14 protein-coding genes are annotated in these 14,016 nt (G+C 65.4%); 13 read left to right on the plus strand and 1 reads right to left on the minus strand.

The genetic code is table 11. The features are described from left to right. Positions 1 to 509 (plus strand): M35 family metallo-endopeptidase (locus QTI33_RS27670; protein ID WP_286509616.1); only part of this gene is annotated, 509 nt, incomplete at its 5' end. After that, entirely contained in the window at positions 510 to 911 is a 402-nt protein-coding gene (locus QTI33_RS27675) for a hypothetical protein (RefSeq protein WP_286509617.1), read from the plus strand. A 76-nt stretch (positions 912 to 987) separates the two neighbouring features. Here the strand turns inward: QTI33_RS27675 and argC are convergent, their stop codons facing one another. Continuing rightward, the gene (argC, locus tag QTI33_RS27680) at positions 988 to 1,911 is read right to left on the minus strand and encodes an N-acetyl-gamma-glutamyl-phosphate reductase (protein WP_286509618.1); all 924 of its coding nucleotides are present in this window, start codon (positions 1,909 to 1,911) and stop codon (positions 988 to 990) included. A 179-nt stretch (positions 1,912 to 2,090) separates the two neighbouring features. On the opposite strand from argC, the gene sucC reads away from it, so the two are divergent. From sucC to QTI33_RS27735, 11 genes are all read left to right on the plus strand, one after another. Beyond that, a complete protein-coding gene (sucC, locus tag QTI33_RS27685; protein WP_286509619.1) occupies positions 2,091 to 3,254 on the plus strand; it encodes an ADP-forming succinate--CoA ligase subunit beta in 1,164 nt (387 codons plus the stop codon). 10 nt (positions 3,255 to 3,264) lie between these two features. Then, entirely contained in the window at positions 3,265 to 4,158 is an 894-nt protein-coding gene (sucD, locus tag QTI33_RS27690) for a succinate--CoA ligase subunit alpha (RefSeq protein ID WP_286509620.1), read from the plus strand. A 95-nt stretch (positions 4,159 to 4,253) separates the two neighbouring features. After that, positions 4,254 to 4,934, plus strand: coding sequence for a TerC family protein (locus QTI33_RS27695; protein ID WP_286509622.1), 681 nt, complete (start codon positions 4,254 to 4,256; stop codon positions 4,932 to 4,934). Positions 4,935 to 4,963: 29 nt separating this feature from the next. Next, a complete protein-coding gene (locus QTI33_RS27700) occupies positions 4,964 to 5,773 on the plus strand; it encodes a Stp1/IreP family PP2C-type Ser/Thr phosphatase (protein ID WP_286509623.1) in 810 nt (269 codons plus the stop codon). A 68-nt stretch (positions 5,774 to 5,841) separates the two neighbouring features. Beyond that, the gene (locus QTI33_RS27705) at positions 5,842 to 6,498 is read left to right on the plus strand and encodes an FHA domain-containing protein (protein ID WP_286509624.1); all 657 of its coding nucleotides are present in this window, start codon (positions 5,842 to 5,844) and stop codon (positions 6,496 to 6,498) included. 45 nt (positions 6,499 to 6,543) lie between these two features. Further along, complete coding sequence (locus QTI33_RS27710) at positions 6,544 to 8,811, plus strand: CHASE2 domain-containing protein (RefSeq protein ID WP_286509625.1); 2,268 nt, start codon at positions 6,544 to 6,546, stop codon at positions 8,809 to 8,811. A 36-nt stretch (positions 8,812 to 8,847) separates the two neighbouring features. Continuing rightward, the gene (locus tag QTI33_RS27715; protein ID WP_286509626.1) at positions 8,848 to 9,660 is read left to right on the plus strand and encodes an MBL fold metallo-hydrolase; all 813 of its coding nucleotides are present in this window, start codon (positions 8,848 to 8,850) and stop codon (positions 9,658 to 9,660) included. A 50-nt stretch (positions 9,661 to 9,710) separates the two neighbouring features. Continuing rightward, on the plus strand, positions 9,711 to 10,004 hold the full coding sequence (locus QTI33_RS27720; protein ID WP_286509628.1) for a helix-turn-helix domain-containing protein: 294 nt from the start codon (positions 9,711 to 9,713) through the stop codon (positions 10,002 to 10,004). Between the two features lies 1 nt (position 10,005). Continuing rightward, complete coding sequence (locus tag QTI33_RS27725; protein WP_286509629.1) at positions 10,006 to 11,250, plus strand: type II toxin-antitoxin system HipA family toxin; 1,245 nt, start codon at positions 10,006 to 10,008, stop codon at positions 11,248 to 11,250. Between the two features lie 233 nt (positions 11,251 to 11,483). Beyond that, a complete protein-coding gene (locus tag QTI33_RS27730; protein WP_353506363.1) occupies positions 11,484 to 11,924 on the plus strand; it encodes a pilin in 441 nt (146 codons plus the stop codon). 117 nt (positions 11,925 to 12,041) lie between these two features. After that, a complete protein-coding gene (locus QTI33_RS27735) occupies positions 12,042 to 14,006 on the plus strand; it encodes a tetratricopeptide repeat protein (RefSeq protein WP_286509631.1) in 1,965 nt (654 codons plus the stop codon). The last annotated feature ends 10 nt before the right edge of the window (positions 14,007 to 14,016 follow it).

Below are 14,016 nucleotides of genomic sequence, written 5' to 3' on the forward strand. Positions count from 1 at the left end.
CCTGCGTTTGCGCTATGAGACCACTGGATGAATCCGTGGCGCCTGATGACGACCACACGGCCGCGTGTTCTGCATACCAGCGATCAAAGCCGTTTACACACGGCCTCGGCCCATTCCGGATCGAGCAAGGGCTGTGGAGGATGAAGGGCGTCTTGAGCGTGCTCAAGTGCGGCGACTTTCTGCCGAGAACAGCGTCCGTTGCAGAGACATTGGGTTGTGTTGTGGATGAGAGTGATTCAGGCGTGGTAGCTGCGGTCTGTCAGGTTCCGGGCCTTCACAAGATCATGATTTCGCGTGCTTTTCTCGGCTTGAGGAAGAGTTCGTCGTCCATGGATTCAAGGGTGTCCACACTGATCCATGAGCTTGCCCATATGCCCGATGTCCTCCATACGAAGGGGCCCGGAGAGGTTTACTTCTTTCATCGCGCGCTCATGCTGGCTCGTGTGTCGCCACAGGATGCCTTGCGAAACAGCGACAACGTCGCGGGCTATGTCATGGACGCCGAATAGATGAAAGCCCTGATACTTCTTCTGGCTGTCCTGGGAATCAGCCATGCCCACGCCTGTTCACCTGGACAGAACATCGACGTTCACTTCGATCGGGATTCCTGGGAGCTCAAGTCATCGCAAGTCTTGCGTCTCGCCGAGTGGGATATCCAGAACCGGCTCAGGTATCCGAATCACGATTTCCTGCAAATTGCGGGTATCGCCCAGGCAGAAGAGACAAATCCGAAGAAACTCGCCGCGCAGCGCGCCGAGATCGTGGCCGACTTCTTTCGGCGAACGAATTACGCCAAGGCGGAGATCATCGTCGGCAGCCACGTCTATGTAGACAAGCCAACTCTCGGCGAGAGCTTCCAGCGTACCGAGCTGATGATGGCGCCCTTGCCTCCTCACGCATGTTCGAAATGATGGAAACGCGCAAAGAGCATGGCCGCTTCGCTTGCGCGTCGACTGCCCTGGGAGCCAACAGGCAAAGCCAGCCGATTCACATTCCCAGCATCAGCTTGAGGTTCTGCACCGCCGCGCCGCTCGCGCCCTTGCCCAGGTTATCGAGCCGGGCGATGACCACCGCATGCCGGTGGTCTTCGTTCGGGTACACGCGCAGCTCCAACTGGTTGGTGTCGTTGAGCGCCAGCGGGTCGATCTTGCCGTCGGCCGTCGGCGGCAGCACCTTCACGAACTGCTCCGGCGTGTTGCTCTTCGCGTAGTGGGCCGCCAGCGCGTCGTGCAGATGGGCGGCGCTCGGGCGGTCGGGCAGGTCGTCCAGGTGCAGCGGCAGCTGCACCAGCATGCCCTGCTTGAAGTTGCCCACCGAGGGGATGAAGACCGGGCGGCGGGTCAGGCCGGTGTACTTCATGATCTCGGGAATGTGCTTGTGCTTGAGCCCCAGCGCGTAGGTCTCGAACAGCGGCGCCTCGCCCTTTTCGTAGGCCTCGATCATGGTTCGGCCGCCACCCGAATAGCCGCTGACCGAGGGCAGGGCAATCGGGAAGTCAGGCGGCAGCAGTCCGGCGTCGACCAGCGGGCGCACGATCGCGATCGCGCCGGTGGCGTAGCAGCCGGGGTTGGCCACGCGCTCGGCCTGGGCGACCGCGTCCGCGTGGCCTGCCACCAGCTCCGGGAAGCCGAACACCCAGCCGGGCGCCGTGCGATGCGCGGTCGAGGCGTCGATGATCTTCGGGCGGCGGCCGTCGAGCTGATCGATCAGCGCCACCGATTCGCGCGCCGCGTCGTCATGCAGGCACAGCACCACCAGGTCGACGCCGGCCATCAGTTCGCGCTTGGCGGCCACGTCCTTTCGCAGCTCGGGCGCGATGCTCACGAGCTCGATTTGCGGCATCGTCTGGAGCCGCTCGCGGATCTGGAGGCCGGTGGTTCCGGCTTCGCCATCGATGAAGACCTTGGGCATAGGGGGCCTCGTGTGCCTTGGGAGTAAATACGTATTGACCACAAAGTGGGGTCAATTGTTGGTGCGGCGCACCATGATACAGTCCCCTGCTGTCCGCCGCCCCCGCCGCCAGGCGCCGTGGCCCGTGGACAGCAACCACATTCTCCCGATCTCAACCCCTCGTTCCGAGAGACACCCTCATGAAGATTCACGAGTACCAAGGCAAGGAAATTCTTGCCAAGTTCGGCGTGCCCGTGCCCCGCGGCATCCCGGCGTACACAGTTCAGGAGGCGGTCGAGGCCGCCCAGAAGCTCGGCGGCCCGGTCTGGGTCGTCAAGGCCCAGATCCACGCGGGTGGTCGCGGCAAGGGCGGCGGCGTCAAGGTCGCCAAGTCGATCGAGGACGTCAAGAAGCTGGCCGGCGACATCCTGGGCATGCAGCTCAAGACGCACCAGACCGGCCCCGAAGGCCAGAAGGTCCGTCGCCTCTACATCGAGGACGGCGCCGACATCCAGAAGGAATACTACGTCTCGGCCGTGACCGACCGCGCCACCCAGAAGGTGGCCTTCATCGCCTCGAGCGAAGGCGGCATGGACATCGAGGAAGTGGCCCACTCCACGCCCGAGAAGATCGTCACCGAGTTCATCGACCCGCTGACCGGCCTCGGCGACGCCCAGGCCAAGAAGATCGCGGACGCGATCGGCATCCCGGCCGACTCCACCGCCCAGGCCGTGGACGTCTTCAAGAAGCTCTACACCTGCTACATGGAAACGGACGCCTCGCTGGTCGAGATCAACCCGCTCAACCGTGACAGCAAGGGCAACATCATGGCGCTCGACGCCAAGTTCAACTTCGACAGCAACGCGCTGTTCCGCCACCCCGAGATCGTCGCCCTGCGCGACCTCGACGAGGAAGACGCGGCCGAAGTCGAAGCCAGCAAGTTCGACCTCGCCTACATCAGCCTGGACGGCAACATCGGCTGCCTGGTGAACGGCGCCGGCCTGGCCATGGCGACCATGGACACCATCAAGCTGTTCGGCGGCGAGCCGGCCAACTTCCTCGACGTGGGCGGCGGCGCCACCCCCGAGAAGGTGACCGAGGCCTTCAAGATCATGCTGAAGAACAAGAACGTCGAGGCCATCCTGGTCAACATCTTCGGCGGCATCATGAAGTGCGACACCATCGCCACCGGCGTGATCGCAGCCTGCAAGGCCGTGAACCTGCAAGTGCCGCTGGTGGTGCGCATGAAGGGCACCAACGAAGTCGAAGGCAAGAAGCTGCTGGCCGATTCGGGCCTGCCGATCATCAGCGCCGACACGATGGCGGAAGCCGCTCAGAAGGTCGTTGCGGCCGTCGCCAAGTAAGGAACAAGTCATGTCGATCTACATCAACAAAGACACCAAGGTCATCACGCAAGGCATCACCGGCAAGACCGGCCAGTTCCACACGGAAAAGTGCCAGGAATACGCGAACGGCAAGAACTGCTTCGTGGCCGGCGTGAACCCGAAGAAGGCCGGCGAGTCGATCTTCAACATCCCGATCTACGCCTCGGTCAAGGAAGCGGCTTCGCAGACCGGCGCCACCGTGTCGGTGATCTACGTGCCGCCGGCCGGCGCCGCCGCCGCCATCTGGGAAGCCGTCGAGGCCGACCTCGACATGGCGATCTGCATCACCGAAGGCATTCCGGTGCGCGACATGCTCGAAGTGCGCAACAAGATGCGCGCCAAGGAAGCCGCCGGCGGCAAGAAGACGCTGCTGCTGGGCCCCAACTGCCCCGGCCTGATCACGCCCGACGAGATCAAGATCGGCATCATGCCCGGCCACATCCACCGCAAGGGCCGCATCGGCGTGGTCAGCCGCTCCGGCACGCTGACCTATGAAGCCGTGGCCCAGCTCACCGAGATCGGCCTCGGCCAGTCGAGCGCAGTCGGCATCGGCGGCGACCCGATCAACGGCCTGAAGCACATCGACGTCATGAAGGCCTTCAACGAAGACCCCGACACCGACGCCGTCATCATGATCGGCGAGATCGGCGGCCCCGACGAAGCCGAGGCGGCCCGCTGGTGCAAGGACAACATGAAGAAGCCGATCGTCGGTTTCATCGCCGGCGTCACGGCACCCCCCGGCAAGCGCATGGGCCACGCCGGTGCGCTGATCTCCGGCGGCGCCGACACGGCCGATGCCAAGCTGGCGATCATGGAAGAGAGCGGCTTCACGGTCACGCGCAATTTCTCGGAGCTCGCGAAGCGCCTCAAGGCGCTGCTGTAAGAAGCCTCGCTTTCTCGCAGACCACACAAGAGAAAAAGCGCCCGCAACCAGGTTGCGGGCGCTTTTTCAATCAAATAACAGTGGAATAAAGAGACATGGAATTCCTTCAAACCACAGACTTCTGGATCGGTCTGCTCAAGATCGTCTGGATCAACATCATCCTCTCGGGCGACAACGCGGTCGTGATCGCGATGGCCGCCCGCTCGCTGCCGCCGCAGCAGCAGCGCACCGCCGTCCTGTTCGGCTCCGGCGCCGCGGTGGTGCTGCGGATCATCCTGACGGTGGTCGCGGCCAAGCTGCTGGCCTTGCCTTACCTGCAGATCATCGGCGGCCTGCTGCTGCTGTGGATCGGCACCCAGCTGCTCAGCGGCGAAGAGGAGGGCGATGGCGAAGGCAAGGAATACGGCAGCATGATGGCCGCGGTCCGCACCATTTTGCTGGCCGACCTGGTGATGAGCCTGGACAACGTGATCGCGGTCGCCGCAGCCGCGCAGGGCAGCATGGTGCTGCTGGTGCTCGGCCTGGCGATCAGCATCCCGCTGGTGATCTTCGGCAGCACCCTGATGATCAAGCTGATGGAGCGCTTCCCGATCATCGTCATGCTCGGTGCCGCCCTGATCGGCTGGGTGGCCGGCGAAACCATCGTCAGCGACACCATCCTGCGCGATATGCTTACGGCCAATCCGTGGCTGCATTACGCGGCAGCCGCGGCCGGCGCGATCTTTGTCGTCGCTGTCGGAAAATGGCTGCAGAAGCGATCCCACGCCGCAGCCTGAGAAGCCGCAGTCCATCCACCTCCTGATCCATGGCGAATCCCGGTACTTCAGTTTCCAACGACCCCGGCGTCCTGAGGTGGGATTTCGCCGCGCTGACCGATCCGGGCCGGGTGCGCGCCAACAACGAGGACACCATCGCCTTCGAACCTTCGCTGGGGCTGGTGCTGCTGGCCGACGGCATGGGCGGCTACAACGGCGGCGAAGTGGCCAGCGGCATGGCGATCGCGCTGCTGCAGGCCAGTTTCGGCCGCTGGCTCGCGCATGCCGGGCCGCAGGCGCATCCGAAGGCGATCAAGCGCGCCCTGCAGGCCGGCACCGACGAGGCCAACGCGGCCATCCTCGAGGCCGGCATCGCCAACGTGCAACTCCAGGGCATGGGGACCACGCTGGTGCTGGCGGCCTTCGGTTCGCACCGCGCCATCGTCGGCCACATCGGCGATTCGCGCTGCTACCGCCTGCGCGGCGACCAGCTCGAACTGCTGACGCGCGACCATTCGCTGCTCCAGGAGCAGCTCGACGCCGGCGCCATCACGCCCGAGCAGGCCGTCCAGTCGCCGCACCGCAACCTCGTCACCCGGGCGCTGGGCATCGAGCGCCACGTCGACCTCGAGATGCACGAGCACGGCGTGCTGCCGGGCGACCTGTTCCTGCTGTGTTCCGACGGACTGTCCGAGATGGTGTCCAGCGCGCAGCTTTTCACGATTTTGTTACAAGATATCGGCTTGCCGGAGAAAGCAACACTTTTGGTTGCAACTGCGAACGACAATGGTGGCCGGGATAACATTTCCGTTGTCCTGGCCCGGGCGGGTGGGACCCAGGCCCCTGGCGCCGCTGGATAGAGAAGGTATTTGGAACTGTGCTGCCAGGGCCCTGCTGTGAACAAAATAACGAGATCCAGGAGTCGGCCATGCCGAAATTGATCGTGTCGATCGACGGTGTCGTGATCAAGGATGTCACGCTCGCCAAGGACCGGACCACGCTGGGGCGCAGGCCCTACAACGACATCGTGGTCGACAATCTCGCGATCAGCGGCGAGCACGCCGTGCTGCACATGATCGGCGGCGATGTCTACCTGGAAGACCTCAACAGCACCAACGGCACCTACGTCAACGGCCGCGCCATCAAGAAGCAGGCGCTCGAGCAGAACGACGTCATCGAGGTGGGCAAGTACAAGATCCGCTTCCTGGCCGGCACCACCGCGGCGACCGAAAGCCTGCTGCCGGTCCGGCCGGCCCCCCCGCCGCCCTCGGGCCCGATTCCGCTCTCGTCCGCGCCCACGGTGCAGTCGCCGCTGGGCGGCGGCACGGCCGGCGCGGCCGTCATGCGGGTGCTTTCGGGCTCGGCGGCGGGGCGCGAGCTGTCGCTGCAGAAAGTCGTCACCACCATCGGCAAGCCCGGCCTGGCCGTCGCCGCCGTCACCCGTCGCCTGCACGGCTACGTGGTGGCGCCGATCGACGGCGAGACCCTGCTCAACGGCGAGCCGCTCGGCAGCGAAGCCGTGGCGCTGCAGGACGGCGACGTGCTCGAGCTCGGCGGCACGCGGATGCAGTTCGTCGTCAGCTGACCGCGCCCTGAAGCAGCCGCGCCGTCTTCGCCCGCGGGTGGCCGGATGAACCTGCTGCGCCGGCACGGCGCGCGCATCGCCATCACCTTGCTGCCCGTGGCGCTCGCCCTGGCGCATGTGCTGGGCGCCTGGCAGCTTCCCTTCGTCGACCGGCTCGACCGCTTCATCTACGACGTGCGGCTGCGGGCCACCCTGCCGGACACGCTCGACCCGCGGATCGTCATCGTCGACATCGACGACCCGAGCCTGCAAGCCCTCGGCCAATGGCCCTGGGGCCGCGACCAGCTCGCCCGCCTGACGACCGAGATCATGGAGCGGCAGCAGGCGCGGGTGCTGGGCTTCGACGTGCTGTTCGTCGAGCCCGATGCGAGCTCGGGCCTCGAGGCCTTGCGCCAGCTCGCCCAGGGGCCGCTGCGGGAACGGGCCGGGCTGGCCCGGGAGATCGAGCAGCTCGCGCCCTCGCTCGACCGCGACGCCGCCTTCGCGAAGACGCTCGCCGGCCGCCGCGTGGCGCTCGGCTTCTACTTCACCCAGACCCAGGTGCCGCGCACCAAGGGCGGCCTGCCGGCGCCGGTCCTGCCGGCCGGCACCTTTCCCGAGGGCCGCGACTACACGACGCGCTGGAACGGCTTCGTCGGCAGCATCCCGCAGCTGGCCGCGGCGGCGCCGGCCGGCGGCTTCCTGAACGTGGTGCTCGACGGCAGCGTGGACGGCGTGATCCGCGCGGTGCCGCTGATCGCGCGCTACGACGGCGAAAACGCTCGGCCCGGGTACTACGAATCGCTGGCCCTGGTGGTGTACCGGCTGGCCGCGGGCGACACCGCCCTGGCGCCGGTGTTCGCGCCGGCCGGACCGGGAAGCGCGCCGCCGCCGCTGGAAGCGCTGCTGCTGTCGAGCGGGGAGCGGCGGCTGCGTGTTCCGGTCGACGCCAGCGCCAGCGTGCTGGTGCCGTTTCGCGGCGCGGGGGGGCCGCGCGGCGGGTCGTTCCGCCATGTGTCGGCGTCCGAAGTCCTCCGCGGCGGGCTGGCCGCGGGGGAGCTGAAGGACAAGATCGTGCTGGTGGGATCGACTGCGCCGGGCTTGCAGGACCTGCGCTCGACGCCGGTCGGCGCCGATTTCCCCGGTGTTGAAGTGCACGCCAACATCGTCTCGGGGCTCCTGGATTCGCGGCTGCCGGCGGTTCCCGACTATGCGCTGGGCTACGAGCTCGTGATGCTGCTCGCGGCCGGGCTGGCGCTGGCCTTCGGCCTCTCGCTGAGCGCCGCGGCGCGGGCGGTCGGGGTGGCGCTGGCGATCTGCGCGGTGCTGATCGGCGTCAACTCGTGGCTCTTCCTGCGCGCCGGCCTGGTGCTGCCGCTGGCGGTGTCGCTGCTGACGGTCGCGCTGTCCTTCGTGCTCAACATGAGCTGGGGCTATTTCGTCGAGGGCCGCTCCAGCCGCGGCCTGGCCCGCCTGTTCGGCACCTACGTGCCGCCGGAACTGGTGGACGAGATGCGCGCCGACCCGGGCCGCTACAGCATGCGGGCCGAAAACCGCGAGCTCAGCGTGATGTTCTGCGACATGCGCGGCTTCACCCGGATGGCCGAGCAGATGGCGCCGGCCGACCTGCAGGCCTTCCTGAACGTCTTCTTCAGCCGCTTGAGCGAGATCATCAGCCGCCGCCGCGGCACCGTCGACAAGTACATGGGCGACTGCGTGATGGCCTTCTGGGGGGCGCCGGTCGAGAGTGCCGACCACGCCGAACTGGCGGTGCAGGCGGCCCTCGAGATGGTGGCCGCGGTGCGGGAACTGAACGCCCGCCGCCGCCTGTCCGGCCTGCCGGAGGTCCAGGTCGGCATCGGCATCAACACCGGCGTGATGAGCGTCGGCGACATGGGCTCGGCCGTGCGCCGCAGCTACACGGTGGTCGGCGACGCGGTCAACCTGGCATCACGGATCGAGGGGCTGGGCGTGCACTATGGCGTCGAGATCATCGCCACCGAGGCCACCCGGCGCGCGGCGCCGGGCTTTGCGTGGCAGGAGCTCGACACGGTCCGGGTCCAGGGCAAGGCCAGGACGGTGCGCATCTTCACCCCCATCGCGCGGGCGGACAGCGTCAGCCCCGAGGTCCGAAAAGAGCTGCAACAGTGGGATGGCGTGCTTTCCGCCTATCGCCTACAAGATTGGTTACAAGGACAGGCTATGCTGTCGGCCCTCGTCGGTGCGGATGCCAAAAAAGTCCTTTACCAGCTGTACGCGCAGCGTTTAGCCTCGATGTCGTTGCAGCCCGTGGACCGTGAGTGGGACGGCGCAACCCGGTTCGATTCGAAGTAGCGGCCTGCGGGCTGGAAAGTCAAAAGGTCTCGCGAAATGCAGGTGCGTGTGTTGGGGTGCTCCGGCGCCATCGCCAAGGACTGCCGCACGACCTCCTTCCTGGTCGATTGCGACCTGCTGGTCGACGCCGGGACGGGCGTGGGCGACCTCACGCTCGACGAGATGTCGGCCATCGACGATGTGGTGCTGACGCATTCGCACCTGGACCACGTGGCCGCGCTGCCCCTGATGATCGACGCCGTCGCCAGCCGCCGCACCCGGCCGCTGCGGGTCCATGCGCTGCGGGCGACCATCGAGGCGCTGCGGGCGCATGTGTTCAACAACGTCATCTGGCCCGATTTCGCCAGCATCCCGAGCCGCGAGGCGCCGTTCGTGACTTTTCATGATCTGGTGATCGGCCAGGAGCTGGAACTGGGCACCCGGGCCCTGAAGCACATCGAGGTGCTGCCGGCGGTCCACACCGTGCCGGCCTGCGGTTTCGCCGTGCGCTGCGCGCAGGGCGGCCCGCACTGGGTTTTCAGCGGCGACACCGAGCGCAACGCGCCCTTCTGGACCCGCGTGAACCAGCTCGACGTCGCGATGCTGGTGATCGAGACCGCCTTCAGCAACCGGGAACAGGCACTGGCGCGGCGCAGCCTGCACCTGTCGCCGGCCACGCTGGCCGACGAACTGGCCCAGATCGCGCCGGGGCGCAACTACCCGATCTACATCACGCACACCAAGCCGGCCGAGACGGAAGAAATCATGAGCCAGATCGACGGCATCGCGCATGGCTCGCGCCTGCGCGCCGGCGGCGAGGCGGGGTGGGACATTCGTTGGCTGCAGGCGGATGGAGTTCTGCAGGTCTGAATTGCTACTTATGCGTTGCGTTTTCTTTCTTATCAGGAATAATGCAACGTATGGATAGCAAGTCCGCTGCGCCCATTGCATCTCTGTCCGAGGTCGGCGCGACCATTCGCAGTGCGCGCCGCCGCAAGAAGCTGTCCCAGGCCGCATTGGGCGAGCGGGCCGGCCTGTCGCGCATGCCGGTCTACCGGCTCGAGGCCGGCAAAGACATCTCCCTGGCCTCGCTGCTCGCCATGCTCGCGCCGCTCGGCCTGGCGCTGAGCCTGGATCCGCGCGAGCCCGGCCCGTTGCGCGCGGCCGACCTGGCGCGGGCCTTCGCTCACCTGCAGGAGCCCGACGAGACCTGACATGGCGGCGCTGCCCGAAAAACTGCGGGACCTGCAGCTCGCCGTCCATGGGCGGTCGCAGGCCCTGCTCACCAAGCAATCGATCTACTCGCTGGTCTATGACGCCCAGGCGCAGCACCAGGTCGGCCTGGGCCTGCCGATCGCCGACCGCGTGTTCCAGGACGGCGACCTGTTTGCCGCCCTCGACATGAACCTTCCCGAGGGCTATTTGTTCGAGCGCATCCTGGCGCGTTTCGGCAAGTTCCAGGTCACCAAGATGCACCTGCTGGCCCTGATGGGCGCCGGCGCCATCGGCCGCGTGGCGTACCAGCTGCCCGGCGAAGCGCCGCTGGGCGTGGGGGCGGCCGGCCTGGTCTCGCGCGACGACCTGCTCGCCGGCGGGCGCAGCGAAGCGTTGTTCGAGGAGCTGGTCGATGCCTTCATGGGTCCGGGCACCGGCTTGGCCGGGGTCCAGCCCAAGATCATGGTGCCGGTGGCCGACAAGGCCGTGGTGCCCGGCCCCAACGTCATCGTCAAGGCCGAGGGGCCACGCTACCCCGGCTTGAGCGCCAACGAGTGGCTCTGCCTGGAAGCCGCGCGCCACGCCGGCCTGCCGGTGCCGCGCGCTGACCTCTCGGCCGACGGCAAGCTGCTGGTGCTCGACCGCTTCGACATCCGGCCCGACGGCAGCCGGCTCGGCTTCGAGGACATCGCGGCCGTGATGCAGCTGCGTGTGCGCGAGCGACTTTCAAGCCGCAAGTACATCGGCAGCTACGAGGACGTGGCGACGGCGCTGCGGCTGGTGTGCAGCGAACCGGCGCCGGCCTTGCACCAGTTCTTCAAGCTGCTGGTGCTGACGGTGCTGCTGCGCAACGGCGACGCCCACCTCAAGAACTTCGCCGTGCTGTACGACGACGACCGGGTCTGGCCCAGCCCGGTGTACGACCAGGTGACCACGGTGCTCTATCCCTATGAGCGGCCGGGCGGCATCGAGACCGTCGACCACACCCTGGCGCTCAAGTGGCGGCGAGGGGGGCGCAGCGGCGACAAGTCCCCGGCCCGCAGCTATCCGAACCGGGCCGAACTCGAGGCCTTCGGCCGCGATGTCTGTGGGGTGCATCATCCGGGCGTGGTGATTGAGCACAGTTGCGAGGCGATGGGCGCCGCCTTGGCGGCCCCCCATCCGGCGGTGCCGGCGGAATTGCTGGAGCGCATGACGCAGGTGTGGGATGGGGCGCGGGCGTGGATGCGGGTGGAGCGGCGCTGAGTTCGGCGGGGCGGCACCCGCGGGCATGACGAGGGTTGGCAGGCGCGTGACAAAAATGTCATCCGACTTCGGCGGCGCGCAACAGTTTTTGTCACACGTTGTAACTAGAACGTGAACAACTACACGAGAAAAGGGGCCCGGAGGAGGGACATCTGGGGTGGCACGGTTGCTGCGGTTAGTTGAGCGCACCGGGGGCCCGCCTCGGGCCTTCTAAACCAACCTGGAGTGAGTAAATGAACCGTCGGAACATCGCACGCAACGTGCAAAAGGGTTTCACCCTGATCGAACTGATGATCGTTGTGGCGATCATCGGTATCTTGGCTGCTGTGGCGCTGCCGGCTTACCAGGACTACACGAAGCGCGCTCGCGTTTCGGAAGGTCTGGGTCTGGCTTCGGGTGCGAAGACCGCCGTGGCTGAGTACTACGCAACGAAAGGCACCTACCCCGACGACAATACCAAGGCAGGCATCGCGCAGGCAGCGTCCATCACCGGCAATGCTGTCACCAGTGTCACGGTGAGCGGCAGCGGTCTGATCACCGTTGTCTTCACGTCGCTCGTGTCGGGCGGTAAGACGCTGGTTCTGACGCCTTCCGCTGCTTCCGGCGGCAGCGTGGCCTGGAACTGCAAGGGCGGTGACGTGGAAGCCAAGTACCGGCCTTCCGAGTGCCGCTGATCGCATAGCCTGCTTGGCATCTCGCTGCCACAGTTTGGTGGGGCACCCTCGGGTGCCCTTTTTCATTGGCATCCCGCGTTGAGCGCATGCTCGCTTCATCATTAGCGATCCATTGATATGAATACAGCGCGTCCATCAGGCCGGGGGCGACTCGCCATTGCCTGGGCGCTCTTGGTTGTCCTGGTGGTCTTGGTCTATTTTCCCGGGCTGCGGGGCGACTATGTTTTTGACGATCTGACCAACATCGTCACCAATACCCACTTGCGCCTCGACTCCCTCGATTGGCAATCTCTGCGCGGCGTCGTGGGGTCAGGCGAGGCTGGCCCGTTGGGGCGCCCGCTGAGCGTATTGAGTTTTGCACTCAACTATTACTTCACAGGCTTCGAGCCCTATTATTTCAAGGTCGTCAATCTGCTGATTCACCTTGCGAACATCCTGTTGGTGGGTCGGCTCGCAACGGTCCTGCTCACGCGCTCGATGAACTTAAACGCCGGCACGCAGATGGAAAGCGCGGCTTGGGGCGGGTGGTTGGTGGCTGCGTTGTGGGGGCTCCATCCGCTCAATCTGACAGGGGTTTTGTACGTCGTGCAGCGCATGACCAGCCTGTCCGCGCTGTTTGGGTTTGCAGCCCTGCTCATTTATGCGAGCGGGCGCGCCGCCGGGCGCTTCGAGACCAAGGCAGGCCAGCGAACACTCGGGCGCACAAGATGGATCCTGCTGATCGCTATTCTGATTGCCGCCTCGGTATTCAGCAAAGAGTCGGGACTCCTTTTTGTGCCGCTGCTGTTGTGGATCGAATGCATGGTCTTCGGCTTCAAGAATGCCGAAGGTAGACCGCTGATGCTTGGGCGCCTGAGATGGAGCGCGATCGTCGCCGGCGTCGTCGCCGCCTTCATTTCGGTCTCGTGCCTCTTCGTGCTGCCGGGGATGCTCGGCCCGGGCGCATTTGCGAACCGCGATTTCACGTTGGGCGAGCGAGCTTTGACCGAAAGCAGGGTCTTGTTCTTCTATTTGCGCTTGCTCTTGCTTCCTCGAAATTCGGACCTTTCGCTTTACCACGACGATTTTCCCATTTCGCATGGCCTTTTAGACCCACCGGAGACCTTGCTTGCTGTCGTCGGTTTGATGTCGGTGACGGTCGTGGCGTTCATCTTCCGAAGGAGCTTTCCTGCGCTGTTGTTCGGCTGGGGCTGGTTTCTCGTCGCGCACGCCCTGGAGTCGTCCATCTTTCCACTCGACCTGGTGTACGAGCATCGAAATTATTTCGCGACGATCGGAATCTTCATGATCGTGCCGGTTTCCTTGCAGCGCTGGACCGCGGATCGACGCCGCCTTGGATGGAGCGTTGTGCTGGCGTACGTGGTCGTGCTTGGGGGCATCACGTGGAACCGGTCGGAACAGTGGTCCAACAATGTCGATCTGGCGCTGATCGAAGCCGCAGATCGACCGCGATCAGCGCGAGCGAACTACAACCTCGGTCGGACCTATCTTCGGTTGTACGAAACATCGGGCGAAGAGCGATTTCGGCCGCTCGCGGACGAGGCGCTGCAGCGATCGGCCAGTTCTTACAATCCGGGAGTCGGCGCTTATTTCGGCCTGCTTCACTCGGCGTATTCAGCCGGCCAAACGCCCGATCCAGCACTGATTCTGCACCTCAAGGAGGGGCTGCGGACATTGCCGTTTTACAACGCCAACACCGGCTTCATTCGTGCGTTCATCGAATGCCAACTGAAAACGCTTTGCCACATGCCAGACATGGAGGCGATCTCGATTCTGGCCGCCGCACTCGAGAATCCGCGAATTTCGAATCGAGACAAGAGCGAAGTGAACAAGCTCCTCGCCCAGTATTTCATCAATCGGTTCAACGACATCGACAAGGGCCTGGAATTTATCGGTGACGCCATCGCTGCCGAAGACACCGCATCCGCGCGCATCATGTACGCTCAAGCCCATCGACTGAAAGGAAACCGGGCCGATGCGGCGCGGCAGTTGGAGCGTGCAGCCGTGCTCGACAGAAGCGGCGCCAGTGCGGCTCTGATCGAGCGCGAGCGAGCAGCGCAGCGCGATGCAATATGGCCCTGAGCAAGAGAGC

It is taken from the genome of Variovorax davisae (assembly GCF_030316845.1).
In the GTDB taxonomy this organism is placed as follows: Bacteria; Pseudomonadota; Gammaproteobacteria; order Burkholderiales; family Burkholderiaceae_C; genus Variovorax; species Variovorax davisae.